Source organism: Streptomyces sp. LUP47B, from assembly GCF_001746295.1.
GTDB lineage: Bacteria > Actinomycetota > Actinomycetes > Streptomycetales > Streptomycetaceae > Streptomyces.
On the sequence record NZ_MJAH01000026.1, the window covers coordinates 17,318 to 30,999 of the forward strand.

Here is a 13,682-nt window from a genome sequence, read left to right on the forward strand (position 1 = left end):
CTGCGCATTGGCGTCCCCGACCTGCTCGGCCCCGGCGTCGGCAGTGTCCCCTCGGCCGCACCCGACGGCCGCCGTCACCCCACGCAGGTGGCCTGCGGAATTCACCGGCCGGGCGATCGGCATGGACGCCGGCCAGGGTTCCGTGGCCATCGACTGGTTCGACTCCTCAACATTCCCTGTGCACAAGGGGTTGCCACGGTTTGGCAGCTGTCTCTAGGGTGCGGCAGCAGCGAAGCTTTCTGGATCAACTCCGAAACTTTCGGACCGCAGGACGGACAAGGACGGCTCCGTCCCGTACCCAAGGAGCGCATCATGGGCGACCCGGCACTGTCCCGCCGTGGCTTTCTGGCGGCATCCGCCGCGGCCGGTCTGGGCATGACGACACTGACCGGCTGCGGCGGCGACTCGGGCGGAGGATCGTCCGACGGGACGACCACGGTGGAGTGGTGGAACATCTCCACCACCGAGCCGGCGAAGAGTGTCTGGGCGGCCCTCGCCAAGAAGTTCGAGGCCGCGAACCCCAAGGTCAAGATAAAGATCGTCCAGCTGGAGAACGACGCCTACAAGTCGAAGATGACGGCGCTGACCGCCTCCGGGAAGCTCCCCGACATCTTCCACACCTGGGGCGGCGGCGTCCTCAAGCAGCAGGTCGACGCGGGGCTCGTCGAGGATCTGACCGACCGGACCAAGCCGTGGGCCGACGGTCTGCTGAAGGTCACCAAGGAGCCGTACATCCTCGACGACAAGGTCTACGGCATCCCGTTCGACATGGGCATGATCGGCTTCTGGTACAACAAGAAGCTCTTCCAGCAGGCCGGCGTCAGCGAGCCGCCCACCACCTGGGGCGGGTTCCTGGAGGCCGTGAGCAAGCTGAAGTCCAAGAACATCACGCCCATCGCCCTCGCGGGCAAGGAGAAGTGGCCCGGCATGTACTACTGGGCCTACCTCGCGATGCGCACCGCCGGCATCGACGCCCTCCAGAAGGCCAGTGAGGACAAGGACTTCACCACCGCCGGGTTCGTCGAGGCCGGTCGGCACCTCAAGGAACTCGTGGACCTGCAGCCCTTCCAGAAGGGGTTCCTCAACGCCGCCTACTCCACCCCCACCGGCCAGGCGGCCGCCGTGGGCAACGGCAAGGCGGCCATGGAACTCATGGGCCAGTGGGCTCCGTCCGTGGAGGCCGACTCCGGCAAGGGGCTCGGCAACGACCTGGGCTTCTTCCCGTTCCCCGCGGTCGAGGGCGGCAAGGGCGCCATCACCGAGGTGTTCGGCGGAGGCGGCGGACACGCCCTGCGCCGGGGTGCCCCGCAGGAGGCGGTCGACTTCCTGAAGTTCTTCGCCTCCGAGGCCACCGAGCTGGAACTGGTCAAGAAGACCAGCATCCTTCCCGTGCTCCCGAACGCGGAGAAGGCCATGACCGACCCCAACCTCAAGCTCGTCCAGGCGCAGTTGAAGGCCGCCACCGGCTTCCAGCTCTACCTCGACCAGGCGTACGCGCCCGCCGTGGGCCAGGAGGTCAACGACAGTGTGGCCGCGCTGATCGCCGGCTCCAAGTCCCCGGAACAGGTCACCCAGTCGATCACGCAGACCGCGAAGGAAGAGCAGTAGCCCGCGATGACCTCCACGTTCCTCGCAGACAAGCGGAGCGGTCCGGGCACCGATCTCCCGCCCCCGGAATCGGTCAGGGCCCGGGGGCGGGGCCGACGGCGCGTACTGCACTGGCTGACCGCGGTCGGTTTCCAACTGCCCGCCCTGGTGCTGTTCATCGGCATGGTCCTGCTGCCGATGCTGTTCGCGCTGTACGCCGCGTTCTTCCGGTGGGGCGGCTTCGGCATGCCCTCCGACTACGTCGGCACGGACAACTTCACCCAGCTCTTCGACAACCCGGTCTTCCTGGGCGACCTGTGGCGCTGCCTGGTCCTGGTCGTGCTGTCCCTCGCGTTCCAACTGCCGTTCGCGCTCGCCATGGCGGTCCTCCTCAACCAGAAGCTGCGCGGCAGAGCCGTCTACCGGATGCTCTTCTTCGCGCCCTACGTCCTGTCCGAGGCGATCACCGGCGTGCTGTTCAGCATGGTCTTCGCCCCGGACTCGGGACTCGCCGACCACATCTTCGGCGCGGTCGGCCTGGACGGCGTGGGCGGGCTGTGGTTCGCCGATCCCTCCTACGTCATGGCGACGCTCTTCCTGGTCATGATGTGGAAGTACTTCGGCTTCCACATGATGCTCTACCTGGCCGGACTCCAGTCCATTCCAAGGGAGTTGACCGAGGCGGCCCTCATCGACGGCGCCGGCGCCTGGCAGCGGTTCCGCAACGTCACCCTGCCGCTGCTCGCGCCCACCCTGCGGATCAGCATCTTCCTGTCCGTGATCGGTTCGATCCAGCTCTTCGACCTGGTGTGGGTGGTCACCCAGGGCGGCCCCGACCACCACTCCGAGACCATGGCCGTGACCATGTTCCAGTACGGGTTCAAGCGCTACCAGGTCGGCTACGCCAGCGCGATCAGCGTGGTCATGTTCGGCATCTGCCTCGTCTTCGCCCTCGCCTACCAGCGGTTCGTGCTCCGCCGCGACCTCGAAGGTGCCACCACGACGATGAGGGGGGACGGCAAGTGACCGCCCGCAAGACCACCGCACGGACCCTGCCCCTGCACGTGATACTCGTCGCCGTCGGCGCGGTGATGGTCGTACCCCTGGTGTACGCCGTCCTGTCCGGCTTCAAGTCCACCGACGAGCTCTCCAGCAACCCCTTCGGGCTGCCGAAGCACTGGCTGACCAGCAACTACACCGACATCCTGGCCGGCGGTGACTTCTGGCGGCTGCTCGGCAGCAGCACGCTGATCGCGGTCGGTACGACGGTGCTGGTGGTCGCCGCGTCGGCGCTGGCCGCGTTCTCCTTCGCGCGGTTCGCCTTCCGGGGGCGGGAGGCGCTGTTCACGCTCTTCACGATGGGGCTGATGTTCCCCTTCGCGGTGGCGGTGCTCCCGCTGTTCCTGTTGCTGCGCTCGCTCGGCCTGCTGGACAACCCGCTGGGCGTGATCCTGCCGCAGGCCGCCTTCGGGCTGCCGATGACGATCATCATCCTGCGCGCCTTCTTCCGGGAGATCCCCGGTGAGCTGGAGGAGGCGGCCACTCTCGACGGGTGCAGCCCGTTCGCGTTCTTCTGGCGCGTCCTGCTGCCGATGGCACGGCCCGCGCTCGGAACCGTCTCGGTGCTCGCCGTCGTGACCAGCTGGAACAACTTCATGCTGCCGCTGCTCGTGTTCACCGACAACACGTGGTGGACGCTTCCCATCGGTGTGCAGCAGTTCCAGGGCCAGTACTCCGCGGAGTACGCCCGCGTCTTCGCCTATCTCGTCCTGGCGATGGTTCCCGCCCTCGCCTTCTACTCGGTCGCTGAGCGCCAGCTCGTCGGCGGCCTCACCGCCGGTGCCACGAAGGGCTGACCCCGGCGCTTCGAAAAGTACGGCTCACCCCGCCCGCACGTGAGGAGTCGCACCATGCACAAGAACCGTCTCAGACTCGCCGGCGTCCTGGCCGCAGTGGTGGTCGCGGCCGCCGCTCCCACCGCCCAGGCCCACGGCAAACCGTCCACTCTCGCCGACCTCGCGCAGCGCCACGGCCGCTACTTCGGCAGCGCGACCGACAACCCCGAACTCGTCGACGGGCCGTACAAGAAGATCCTCGGCAGCGAGTTCGACCAGATCACGCCGGGCAACGGCATGAAGTGGTACGCCACCGAACCCGAGCAGGGGGTCTTCGACTGGACCAACGGCGACGAGATCGTGAACCTCGCCCGCGCGAACCACCAGAAGGTGCGCGGGCACACCCTCGTGTGGCACAGCCAGTTGCCCGACTGGATCACCTCGCGCGAGTGGACGGCGTCTGAGCTGAGGCCCGTGCTGAAGAAGCACATCCAGACCGAGGTGCGGCACTACCGGGGCAAGGTCTTCGCGTGGGACGTCGTCAACGAGGCGTTCAACGAGGACGGCACCTACCGCGAGACCGTCTTCTACAAGACCCTCGGCCCCGGCTACATCGCCGACGCGCTGCGCTGGGCCCGCCAGGCCGATCCCAAGGTCAAGCTCTACCTCAACGACTACAACATCGAGGGGATCGGGGCGAAGAGCGACGCCTACTACACCCTGGCCAAGGAGCTGAAGGCGCAGGGCGTCCCGCTCGACGGCATCGGTCTCCAGACCCACCTGGCGCTCCAGTACGGCTATCCGACCACGCTGGAGGACAACCTCCGCCGCTTCTCCAAGCTGGGCCTCGACACCGCGCTCACCGAGGTCGACATCCGGATGATCCTGCCCGCGACCGAGGAGAAGCTGGCCCAACAGGCGCAGTGGTACGCCGACTTGACCGACGCCTGTCTCGCGGTGCGCCGGTGTGTCGGGATCACCATCTGGGACTACACCGACAAGTACAGCTGGATCCCCGCCTTCTTCGAGGGCCAGGGGGCCGCGCTGCCCTGGGACGAGCAGCTCCAGCCGAAGCCGGCGTACTACGCGATCCGGGCGGCGCTGAAGTAGGGGACGGCGGGGGCCTACGCGACTCCCGTCGACTCGGCGGTGCGCTTCCGTCGGGCCCTGGCCGGAGAAGCGCGCTCCGGGCGACGCGGTGGCTCGATGGGGTGCGCCGGTGGCCGGCTCGGGCCGCTCGGCCGCCTCGTGCAGCGGTTGGCGGTGGTGGGCCGGCCCGGGACGCCGACCACCACCCATGGGTCGGCGGCGGGCCAAGCTCCCGACCCGCCTCCCTCGGAGCCTCTCTCCGCAGCAGGCGCTGCATCGCCAGGGCGCGGGTGGCCTCGGGCGGTGCGCCCGAGGGGTGCCCAGCGGGTCCGGCCGGTGGTGCGGGGCCGGGCAGGCGTGCCGGGACAGCGGCTCGACCCAACGGACGGGCTGGACCCGTGCGGGGATGGCCGGTGGTGCGGGGCTGGCAGGCGTGCTCGTGTCTGCCCGGATGGCTGCCTGATCCGCCGTCCGGCTGGACCCATATGCGGATGGTTGGTGGTGCGGGGACGGGCGGGGGTGCTCATGCCTGCCGGGACGGCGGCTCGGCCGATCGGACGGGCTGGACCCTTATGGGGATGGCCGGTGGTGCGGGGCTGGCAGGCATGCTCGTGTCTGCCGGGATGGCCGCCTGATCCGCCGGACCGGCTGGACCCATATGCGGACGGCTGGTGGTGCGGGGACGGGCAGGCGTGCTCATGCCTGCCGGGACGGCGGCTCGGCCGATCGGACGGGCTGGACCCGTACGGGGATGGCCGGTGGTACGGGGCTGGCAGGCATGCTCGTGTCTGCCGGGATGGCCGCCTGATCCGCCGGACCGGCTGGACCCATATGCGGACGGCTGGTGGTGCGGGGACGGGCAGGCGTGCTCATGCCTGCCCGGACAGCGGCTCGACCGACCGGATGGGCTGGACCCGTATGGGGATGGCCGGTGGTGCGGATGGGCAGGTCTCGTGTCTGTCGGGATGGTCGCCTGATCCGTCGGACCGGCCGTGGGGCGTCAGTGGATGGTCGGTGGGGCGGTGCTCGAGCGCACCACCAGCTCCGTGCCCAGCTCCACTCGTGGTGAGTCCGGGCGTTCGCCTCGGGCCAGTTTGAGGACCGTGCGGACGGCCAGCTTGCCCATGTCGGCGAGGGGCTGGCGCACGGTGGTCAGTGGGGGTGCCGACCAGCGGACTTCCGGAAGGTCGTCGAAACCCACCAGGCTCATGTCCTGCGGCACCCTCAGCCCGCGTCTCCTCAGCGCCTCGACCGCACCGAGGGCCATCTGGTCGCTGGCCGCGAAGACGGCGGTCGGCGGCTCGGGCAGCTCGAGGAGCTTCTCGCAGCCGGCGAAGCCGGACTCCGGGTGGAAGTCGCCGGGTACGACCAGGGACTCGTCGAAGGTGAGCCCGGCACCCTCGAGTGCGGCGCGGTAGCCGTCGTAGCGGGCCCGCGAGCACAGCAGCCGGGGCGGCCCCGCGATCAAACCGATCCTGCGGTGCCCCAGCGACAGCAGGTGCTCGGTGGCCGCGAGCCCTCCCGACCAGTTGGCGGCGCCGATGGTGGGGGCGTCCAGCGCGGGGGACCCGGCCGGGTCGACGACCACCAGCGGGACGCCCAAGGCGCGCAGCTCGTCGTGGAGGACCGTGTCCAGCGCCGAGGTGACGAGGACGACCCCGTCGGAGGCGCGGGCGCGCAGATTTCGCATCCACTCGCGTGCGGTGCCCGAGCGGCCGTGGATCGCGGAGACGACGGTGCCGACGCCCTCCGCGTGGGCGACCTCCTCGACACCGCGGATGATCTCCACGGCCCAGGGGCTGTCGAGGTCGTTGAAGACCAGGTCGAGCAGGGCGGCGCGGGTGCCGGGGGCCGCGGGGCGCTTGCGGTAGCCGTACTGCTGGAGCAGCTCCTCGACGCGGGCGCGGGTGTGCGGGGACACGTCCGACCGGCCGTTGACCACCCGGGACACCGTCGGCACCGAGACTCCGGCCTGCCGGGCGATCTCCGTGATGGTGACCCTGCCCCGGGGCTCGGCGCCGGCCTTGCCTGCTGTCACTTGCCCACCTCCGCGTCAAAGCCTCGAAACTTCCAGGAGTCTTCCGGAAAAGTGGGGTCATACACAAGGCGTCACAGGGAGTGATCGCCGTGGGACATGCGTCGGGGCCGGTGCGCGGACAGCCGCTGCGAGCCGGCCCCTCAGTTCTCCGGGCGGTACGGCGTCCGCCCGGGCGTTCTCAGGCGGCCGCCACCGCGAGCGGGCGGTGCGGCGCGATGACCCGGCCGTCGGGCAGGAGCTCACCGGTGTCCTCGAAGAGCAGAACGCCGTTGCACAGCAGGCTCCAGCCCTGTTCCGGGTGGTGCGCCACGAGGCGGGCGGACTCCCGGTCGGCGGAGGCGGCGGTGGGACACGGCGGCTGGTGCTGGCACATTGGTGGGATCTTTCGCTGTGTTGTGGTCATGACGTCCCCCGTTGCGATAACTCAGTCGGAACCCAGTGTTGCCCTACGGGCGTCAATCCGCAGGTATTTCGCATCACCACTTCTTCACAGGTTGGAGACGCGTCACCCGGCCGGACGGTTCATCCCAACTGCACTGTCACTTCGGATGGTTCGCAGTGGCCGGATAGGGCTAGTCCACCTGGAGTCGGGCCCGAGTTCGGCTCGTCCGAGCAATTGTGCGCTCGTACGAGCAAATGGTCTTCTGTGTGATCCCTGGGGATTGTCTACGACCCTAATGGCACCGGAAACAAAGCCGTACCCCGCTACCCGGAATTCGGGGCGGGGTACGAGGGGCGTGGGCGTGCGCGCGGACGTGGATTCAGGCGGGTGAGCCCAGCAGTGGGGCCGGAGTCACCCGATGGGCCAGTACCGGGAGCAGTTCGGCTGCCCGGTGCGGGCGGTGGGCGGCGATGCCGGGCGGAGCCGGTGCCAGCGGGACGAGCAGGTCGGTGGCGGCGAGGCGGCCTGTGCCTGCGTCCGCCGCGCAGTCGCCGTGCAACCACAACGCGAGCATGTACAGGCCCGGGATCGACAGCAGGCGCGGCTGATACGGCTGCTGCATCACCTCCGCCTGCCGCAGTGCCCGCTCGGTGGACGCGATGTAGGGGCCCTCGAAGAAGTGCGAGAAGGCCCAGCCGTCGGGGGTCAGCATGGTCTCGGCCGCGGCCACCGAGCGCTCACCGCAGCGGATCAGGAAACGCCACCCGGTCAGCCGGGTGGCGGTGCCGTCCAGGACGTGTACGGGTAGGGGCAGCTCGGGTGTGACAGGTCCCTGGGCGCGGAGCAGGGAGGGGGTCCGGGCCTCGCGGACCGCGGTGGGCGAGGCGAGTGCGGTGAGGACGGAACGAAGTGCTGGGGCGGGAGCCGGGAGGACATGCAGCGGCATGGTGGGTCGCCTCTCATTCGACAGGCACGGTGGCGCGAGGGCGGGGGCGGACGGCGCTGTCAGCTCACGAAGGTCAGAGAGGCGGGGGCCGGGGTCCGGTGACGCGGGTGCGGGTGAGGACTGCGGCACGTCACCTGACGGCAGGATCCAGGACCACGGGTGCCAACCCTCTGCCTTGTTCGCGAAGTTTATACGACATGTGTTCAGACAGTGTTTCGTCTAGCCGCTTCCAACGCGCGGGGCAAGGGGCCATTCGGTCGGCGATACGCGAGAATGATCCCGATACCGTGACTCTCCGCGGCGGTGACCTCGGAAAATGCTCCGGAAGTGGTCGGCCAATTTTCGTCGGCGTTTTTCACGAGTTCTTCGGGGCACTTGAAACTGCTGAGTGCTCCATGCCGAGTGAATGTGCCACCGGTCACTTCCGACAGGGTAGCGCGCTCGGGGCCGACGCGGGACGTTACCGATCGTTCCGGCTGGGCATCATCCCACCTGACTCATGACGCATCGAGGAGGGACCCTTCGATGGGGGAGAAGGTCGTGGCAGGGCAGTTCGACCTGTCCGATCGCCAGCGCTACCGCGACAAGCTCCGCAGGTGCGTGACGGGGCTGGAGCGGCTCCTGGCGGAGCAGCGGTTCGATCGTCCCCAGAACCTGATGGGGCTGGAGATCGAATTGAATCTGGTCGGCACCGACGGTATGCCGAGAATGCTGAATGGAGAGGTCCTCGAACGCATCGCAAGCCGAGATTTCCAAACAGAACTCGCCATGTTCAACCTGGAAGTCAACATAGCCCCACACCGGTTGGGCGGCAGGGTATTCGACCGGCTCGCCGAGGAACTCCGGACCTCGCTGGCGTATGCCGACCGTAAAGCGGGCGAGGTCGACGCGGGAATCGTGATGATCGGCATTCTGCCCACCCTCGACCGGGACGACCTGGTCTCCTCCAACCTGTCCGACGTCGACCGCTACACCCTGCTCAACGACCAGATCGTGGCCGCCCGCGGTGAGGACTTCGTCCTCGACATCGACGGCGTGGAACGCCTCACCTGCACCTCGAAGTCGATCGCCCCGGAGGCGGCCTGCACCTCCGTGCAACTGCACCTCCAGGTCACGCCGGGACGTTTCGCCGACGTGTGGAACGCCGCGCAGGCGGTGGCCGGCGTGCAGATAGCCGTGGGCGCCAACTCGCCCTTCCTCTTCGGGCGCGAGCTGTGGTGCGAGTCCCGCCCGCCGCTCTTCCAGCAGTCCACGGACACCCGTCCGCCCGAGCTGCAGGCCCAGGGGGTGCGGCCGCGCACATGGTTCGGGGAGCGGTGGATCTCCTCGGCGTACGACCTCTTCGAGGAGAACCTGCGCTACTTCCCGGCCCTGCTGCCGATCTGCGACGAGGAGGACCCGCTGGAGGTCCTCGACCAGGGTGGAGTGCCCTCCCTCGCCGAACTCGTCCTGCACAACGGCACGGTGTACCGCTGGAACCGGCCCGTCTACGGCATCGCCGACGGCGTCCCGCACCTGCGCGTCGAGAACCGCGTGCTGCCCGCCGGCCCCACCATCACGGACGTCATCGCCAACGCGGCCTTCTACTACGGCCTCGTCCGCGCCCTCGCCGAGGAGCCGCGGCCGGTGTGGACCAGGCTTCCCTTCGAGGCGGCCGCGGCCAACTTCGACGCGGCCTGCCGGTACGGCATCGACGCGCGCATGGTCTGGCCCCGGCGCTCTCGCCACGGCGGCACGGTCGAGGTCGACGCGGTGACCCTCGTACGCGACGAACTGCTGCCGCTCGCCGACGCGGGCCTCGCCGGGTGGGGCGTCGAGCCCGCCGACCGGGACCTCTACCTCGGGGTGATCGAGGAGCGGTGCCGACGCCGGACCAACGGGGCGTCCTGGCAGACGGCGACGTTCCACCGGGCACTGGAGGCGGGACTGTCCCGGGACGCGGCACTGGCGGCCACGACACGGCGGTACGGCGAGCTGATGCACCAGGGAGAGCCGGTGCACACCTGGCCGGTGGGGCTGCCGGAGCCGGTGCCGCTGGGGTGAGGGCCCCGGCGATGCGCGGAGTCAGTCGCCGGCGCTGCCGCCCTGGGCGCCCGCGGCCACGATCGCCTTCAGGATCACCGTGTGGATCTGGGCCGGGTCGTTGACCTGCTGGCCGGAGCCACCGGTGGCCTCGGCGAGCTGCTCGGCCTCCGCGCGGTCGGCGTCGGGGCCCACCGCGATCACGATCAGGGGTACCGGGCGTTCGGGGCTGGAGAGTTTCTCCAGTTCGGAGACCAGCGCTCCACGCGAGATGCTGCCGGGGTCCTGGTTGACGCCGTCGGTCAGGACGACCAGCGCGTTGAACTTGCCCTCGGCGTAGGAGGAGGTCGCCGCCTTGTACGCGGCGAGCGTGGTGTCGTACAACCCCGTCGCTCCGCCCGGCACCGGCTCCAGGCCGCCGAACGCCGCCGACAGCCGCTCGCGCTGGGTGCCGGCCGCGTCCGTGCTGTCGCCCAGCCGGTCCGTCGGCACCAGGACCTTGTAGTCCTTGTCGCCGTCGAGCTTGGTGGAGAACTCCCACAGGCCGATCTCGTCCTCCTGGGTGAAGGTCGCGAGGGCCTGGAGGAGGGACGCCTTGGTGACGTCCATCCGGGAGCGGCCGGTGCCCGGCACGGCCTCCGACATGGAGGAGGACGCGTCCACGACCGTGGTGATCCGCGCACTCTGCACGGTGATCGTCCAGGTGCCGAGGGCCTCCTGCAGTGCCGCAGCCGAGGCGGGCTCCCCGGCCGGTTCCGTATACGGCTGCGGCACCTCGCCACCGGCCTTCGCGACCAGCGTCTTCGACACCTGGTCGTCGGAGGTGCGGAACCCCTGGTCCGTGAGCAGCTGTTCCTGCTCGGGCTTGCGCAGGTAGGTCATGAAGCGGATCGCCGCGCGGCTCTCGTCGGTGGTCAGCCGTGTCTCGTCGACCAGGGCATAGGGGTAGTCCAGCCGCGGTGAGCCGTCCTTGGGATAGAAGAAGTCCAGACCGTCCCCGGACTCCGCCGAGGAGTTCCGGGCGAAGGCCGCCTGCTCGGAGAGGACCAGCGCCTGATTGCGCTTCGGATTGCCCTGCTCGGTGCCCGAGGAGTCCTGCGGCAGCGTCTCCACGAGCTGGCCGTCGCTGTCGGAGATGCGCTGCGAGAGCGCCTTCATCATGGCCGCGGCCCGAGTCTCCCCGCCCGCGGCCGCGCCCGCCGCACTGGTGAGCCGGGTGAGGGCGAGCAGACCGGTCGCGCTGCGCGCGGGGTCGGCGGCGCCCAGCTTGAGGGACTCGTCCTGGAGGGTGGCGCCCGCCAGTTCGAGCCAGCCGTACGTCTTCTTCGGCCAGCCCAGCGACTTCGCGGCGGTCGGAACCATCGCCATCCCGACCGGGCTGGAGGCCACGTTGCCGACCCGGGCCACCTCCGTCGCGTCGCTGTTCGCGGAGATCTGCTCCATCCACACGTCCGAGTCCGGCACCCACACCTGCGCGCCGGGGTCCTTGCCGGTCGCGAGCGTGTCCCTGACCTTGTACGACTCGCGCGCGGTCACCGTGATGTCGACGCAGCGTCCGTCGGAGGTGAGGTTCTCGTCGCGGGCCCGCTCGGCGGCGCTACGCAGGGCGGGGGCGATGTCGGGGGAGGCGGCGAGCTCGAGCCGTACCGCCTCGTCCCGGCAGGAGGAGCCGAAGGAGAGCAGACCGCCCTGCACGGCGGCGGCCGTACCGCCGGCGACGGTCAGGACGAGCACCGTCGCGATGGCCACGGTACGGCGGCGTGCGCGTGGGCGGGGGTCGCTGCCGCCCGCCCCATACTGATCGGGCAAGCTGTGACGTCCCATGGCGGTGGTGCCCTCCCCTGTCGATCTCCGTGCCGGCACGGCCGTGTGTGGCAGGAAAGAGGGAGGCACGCCCCCGTACGGCGTCCGTCCCCCCGACGGCCTTGCGCACGATCTTCGTCATTTCTTTCGAAGGACCCTAGCGGGGCGGGGATAGGGATGAGGCTGGATTAGTCAACTGGAGGCAGGTGTGCAGGCGGAGGAAGGGGCAGTGGCCGATTCTTTCCCGCAGAAGGCGCTCTCGCGGAGATTTTTCCGTGACGAGACGCTGCTCGTTCTGGGGCTTTCGCTCGGTGCGAGTGGTGTGTCCGCGCTGATCAGTTTTGTCGGGTCGGTCACCAAACCAGGGGGTCTCAAGGACCAGGCGGCGACCCTCAACGCCTCGGCCGCGCCGGGCCGTCCCTGGCTGGATCTCGCCTGGCAGCTCTTCGGGATCGCGTCGGCCCTGGTGCCCGTGCTGCTCGTCGCGCACCTGCTGCTGCGCGAGGGGCAGAGCCTCAGGACCCTCGGCTTCGACCGCACCCGGCCCGGGTTCGACCTCGCCCGGGGGGCCGGGGTCGCGGCCGTGATCGGCAGCACCGGTATCGCCTTCTATCTGGCCGCGCGTGGTCTGGGTTTCAACCTCACCGTGGTGCCCGAGGCGCTGCCCGACGTGTGGTGGAAGTACCCCGTGCTGATCCTGTCGGCGATGCAGAACGCGATCCTCGAAGAGGTGATCGTCGTCGGCTATCTGCTGCGCCGGCTCCACCAGTTGGGCTGGACCCCGGGCACCGCGCTGGTGGCCAGTTCCGTACTGCGTGGCAGTTACCACCTCTACCAGGGCGTCGGCGGCTTCATCGGCAACATGGTGATGGGCGTGGTGTTCGTCTACCTGTACCGCCGGTGGGGGCGCGTGGGTCCCCTGGTGGTGGCGCATTCCCTGCTCGACATCGGGGCGTTCGTGGGCTACGCGCTCCTCGCGGGGAAGGTGGGCTGGCTGCCGACCGCGTGATCAGGCGAGCAGCTCGCCCTCGATGACCGTGACCGCGCTGCCCGTCAGCAGCGTGCGCCCGCCGCGCAGCCCGGTGCGGACCCGGCCGGAGCGCGGCGAGGCCTGCAGTCCCGTGAGATCCGTACGGCCGAGACGCTCCGACCAGTAGGGGGCCAGAGCGGTGTGCGCGCTGCCGGTGACCGGGTCCTCGTCGATGCCGACGTTCGGGAAGAAGCAGCGGGAGACGAAGTCGTAGCCCAGGTCCGGGTTCTCGGCGCGGGCGGTGGCTATGACGCCGCGCTCCGAATGGGCGGTCAGGGCCTTGAAGTCGGGGCGCAGGGCGTGGACGGTCTTCTCGTCGGCCAGTTCGAGCAGCAGGTCACCGATGTTCGGGCCGGTGTCGAAGGCGGTGAGCGGTTCGGCGCCCAGCGCCTCGGTGATCCCCTCGGGAAGTTCGACGGGGGTGAGCGGGGCCGTCGGGAAGTCCAGGGTGATCGAGCCGTCCTCGCCCCGTGTCGCGACGAGGACTCCGCTGCGGGTGGCGAACCGCACCGGTCCCTCGTGGGCACCCGTGCTGTACAGGACGTGGGCCGTGGCGAGCGTCGCGTGGCCGCACATGTTCACTTCGGTGGCCGGCGTGAACCAACGCAGCGCCCAGTCGGCCTCGTCGTCCCCGGGGAGCCGGTGAGCGAAGGCCGTCTCGGCGTGGTTGACCTCCAGGGCGATGTCCTGGAGCCGGTTGTCGTCCGGGAAGGCGTCGTCCAGGAGCAGGACGCCGGCCGGGTTGCCGGTGAAGGGGCGGGCGGTGAAGGCGTCGACGATTCGGATGCGCATGGTCCGACGGTACGAGGTGATCTCGCGGCCCGGACAAGGCCAATTTCGGGTCGCTGGACTGTTTCCCGTGCCGGGACCGGGATCACGTCGGGGGAGTGGCCCTCTGCCCATTGCGCTCTCGGCGGCAAACACTCATTATCAGGAAACCTGTTATTTTA

Annotated in this window: 11 protein-coding genes; 6 read left to right on the forward strand and 5 right to left on the reverse strand. The window is 69.6% G+C overall.

Features of this window, described 5'->3' with window-relative positions; all coding sequences use genetic code 11:
- Positions 1–312 precede the first annotated feature (312 nt).
- From BFN33_RS45365 to BFN33_RS45380, 4 genes are all read left to right on the forward strand, one after another.
- Positions 313–1,608 (forward strand): extracellular solute-binding protein, encoded by a 1,296-nt coding sequence (locus BFN33_RS45365; protein ID WP_069766084.1) that lies wholly within the window; start codon positions 313–315, stop codon positions 1,606–1,608.
- 6 nt (positions 1,609–1,614) lie between these two features.
- On the forward strand, positions 1,615–2,613 hold the full coding sequence (locus tag BFN33_RS45370) for a carbohydrate ABC transporter permease (RefSeq protein ID WP_069766085.1): 999 nt from the start codon (positions 1,615–1,617) through the stop codon (positions 2,611–2,613).
- Between the two features lie 65 nt (positions 2,614–2,678).
- Positions 2,679–3,443, forward strand: coding sequence for a carbohydrate ABC transporter permease (locus BFN33_RS45375; protein ID WP_370743385.1), 765 nt, complete (start codon positions 2,679–2,681; stop codon positions 3,441–3,443).
- A gap of 54 nt (positions 3,444–3,497) precedes the next feature.
- Positions 3,498–4,532, forward strand: coding sequence for an endo-1,4-beta-xylanase (locus BFN33_RS45380; RefSeq protein ID WP_069766087.1), 1,035 nt, complete (start codon positions 3,498–3,500; stop codon positions 4,530–4,532).
- 979 nt (positions 4,533–5,511) lie between these two features.
- On the opposite strand, the gene BFN33_RS45385 is transcribed toward BFN33_RS45380, so the two are convergent.
- The 3 genes from BFN33_RS45385 to BFN33_RS45395 all read right to left on the reverse strand — a co-directional run bounded on the left by BFN33_RS45385 (position 5,512) and on the right by BFN33_RS45395 (position 7,877).
- Entirely contained in the window at positions 5,512–6,549 is a 1,038-nt protein-coding gene (locus BFN33_RS45385; protein ID WP_069766088.1) for a LacI family DNA-binding transcriptional regulator, read from the reverse strand.
- 178 nt (positions 6,550–6,727) lie between these two features.
- Positions 6,728–6,922 carry a DUF5999 family protein gene (locus BFN33_RS45390; RefSeq protein ID WP_057610513.1) on the reverse strand — a complete coding sequence of 65 codons (195 nt, stop codon included), beginning with the start codon at positions 6,920–6,922 and terminating at the stop codon, positions 6,728–6,730.
- A 388-nt stretch (positions 6,923–7,310) separates the two neighbouring features.
- Positions 7,311–7,877 (reverse strand): hypothetical protein, encoded by a 567-nt coding sequence (locus tag BFN33_RS45395; protein ID WP_069766089.1) that lies wholly within the window; start codon positions 7,875–7,877, stop codon positions 7,311–7,313.
- A 525-nt stretch (positions 7,878–8,402) separates the two neighbouring features.
- On the opposite strand from BFN33_RS45395, the gene BFN33_RS45400 reads away from it, so the two are divergent.
- Positions 8,403–9,920 carry a glutamate-cysteine ligase family protein gene (locus BFN33_RS45400; protein WP_069766090.1) on the forward strand — a complete coding sequence of 506 codons (1,518 nt, stop codon included), beginning with the start codon at positions 8,403–8,405 and terminating at the stop codon, positions 9,918–9,920.
- A gap of 21 nt (positions 9,921–9,941) precedes the next feature.
- On the opposite strand, the gene BFN33_RS45405 is transcribed toward BFN33_RS45400, so the two are convergent.
- Positions 9,942–11,723: a substrate-binding and VWA domain-containing protein gene (locus tag BFN33_RS45405; protein ID WP_069766091.1), complete on the reverse strand. Its 1,782-nt coding sequence runs from the start codon at positions 11,721–11,723 to the stop codon at positions 9,942–9,944.
- 187 nt (positions 11,724–11,910) lie between these two features.
- Between BFN33_RS45405 and BFN33_RS45410 the strand changes: the two genes are divergently transcribed.
- Positions 11,911–12,711: a CPBP family intramembrane glutamic endopeptidase gene (locus BFN33_RS45410; protein WP_069766092.1), complete on the forward strand. Its 801-nt coding sequence runs from the start codon at positions 11,911–11,913 to the stop codon at positions 12,709–12,711.
- On the opposite strand, the gene BFN33_RS45415 is transcribed toward BFN33_RS45410, so the two are convergent.
- The gene (locus BFN33_RS45415; protein ID WP_069766093.1) at positions 12,712–13,524 is read right to left on the reverse strand and encodes a PhzF family phenazine biosynthesis protein; all 813 of its coding nucleotides are present in this window, start codon (positions 13,522–13,524) and stop codon (positions 12,712–12,714) included.
- Positions 13,525–13,682 lie beyond the last annotated feature (158 nt).

What these genes read in the sequence shown, in the direction of transcription:
- BFN33_RS45375 (WP_370743385.1), top strand. Translation starts at nt 2,679, where the DNA reads ATGGTCGTACCCCTGGTGTACGCCGTCCTGTCCGGCTTCAAGTCCACC.
- BFN33_RS45380 (WP_069766087.1), top strand. Translation starts at nt 3,498, where the DNA reads ATGCACAAGAACCGTCTCAGACTCGCCGGCGTCCTGGCCGCAGTGGTG.
- BFN33_RS45390 (WP_057610513.1), bottom strand. Translation starts at nt 6,922, where the DNA reads ATGTGCCAGCACCAGCCGCCGTGTCCCACCGCCGCCTCCGCCGACCGG.
- BFN33_RS45415 (WP_069766093.1), bottom strand. Translation starts at nt 13,524, where the DNA reads ATGCGCATCCGAATCGTCGACGCCTTCACCGCCCGCCCCTTCACCGGC.
- BFN33_RS45395 (WP_069766089.1), bottom strand. Translation starts at nt 7,877, where the DNA reads ATGCCGCTGCATGTCCTCCCGGCTCCCGCCCCAGCACTTCGTTCCGTC.
- BFN33_RS45370 (WP_069766085.1), top strand. Translation starts at nt 1,615, where the DNA reads ATGACCTCCACGTTCCTCGCAGACAAGCGGAGCGGTCCGGGCACCGAT.
- BFN33_RS45400 (WP_069766090.1), top strand. Translation starts at nt 8,403, where the DNA reads ATGGGGGAGAAGGTCGTGGCAGGGCAGTTCGACCTGTCCGATCGCCAG.
- BFN33_RS45365 (WP_069766084.1), top strand. Translation starts at nt 313, where the DNA reads ATGGGCGACCCGGCACTGTCCCGCCGTGGCTTTCTGGCGGCATCCGCC.
- BFN33_RS45405 (WP_069766091.1), bottom strand. Translation starts at nt 11,723, where the DNA reads ATGGGACGTCACAGCTTGCCCGATCAGTATGGGGCGGGCGGCAGCGAC.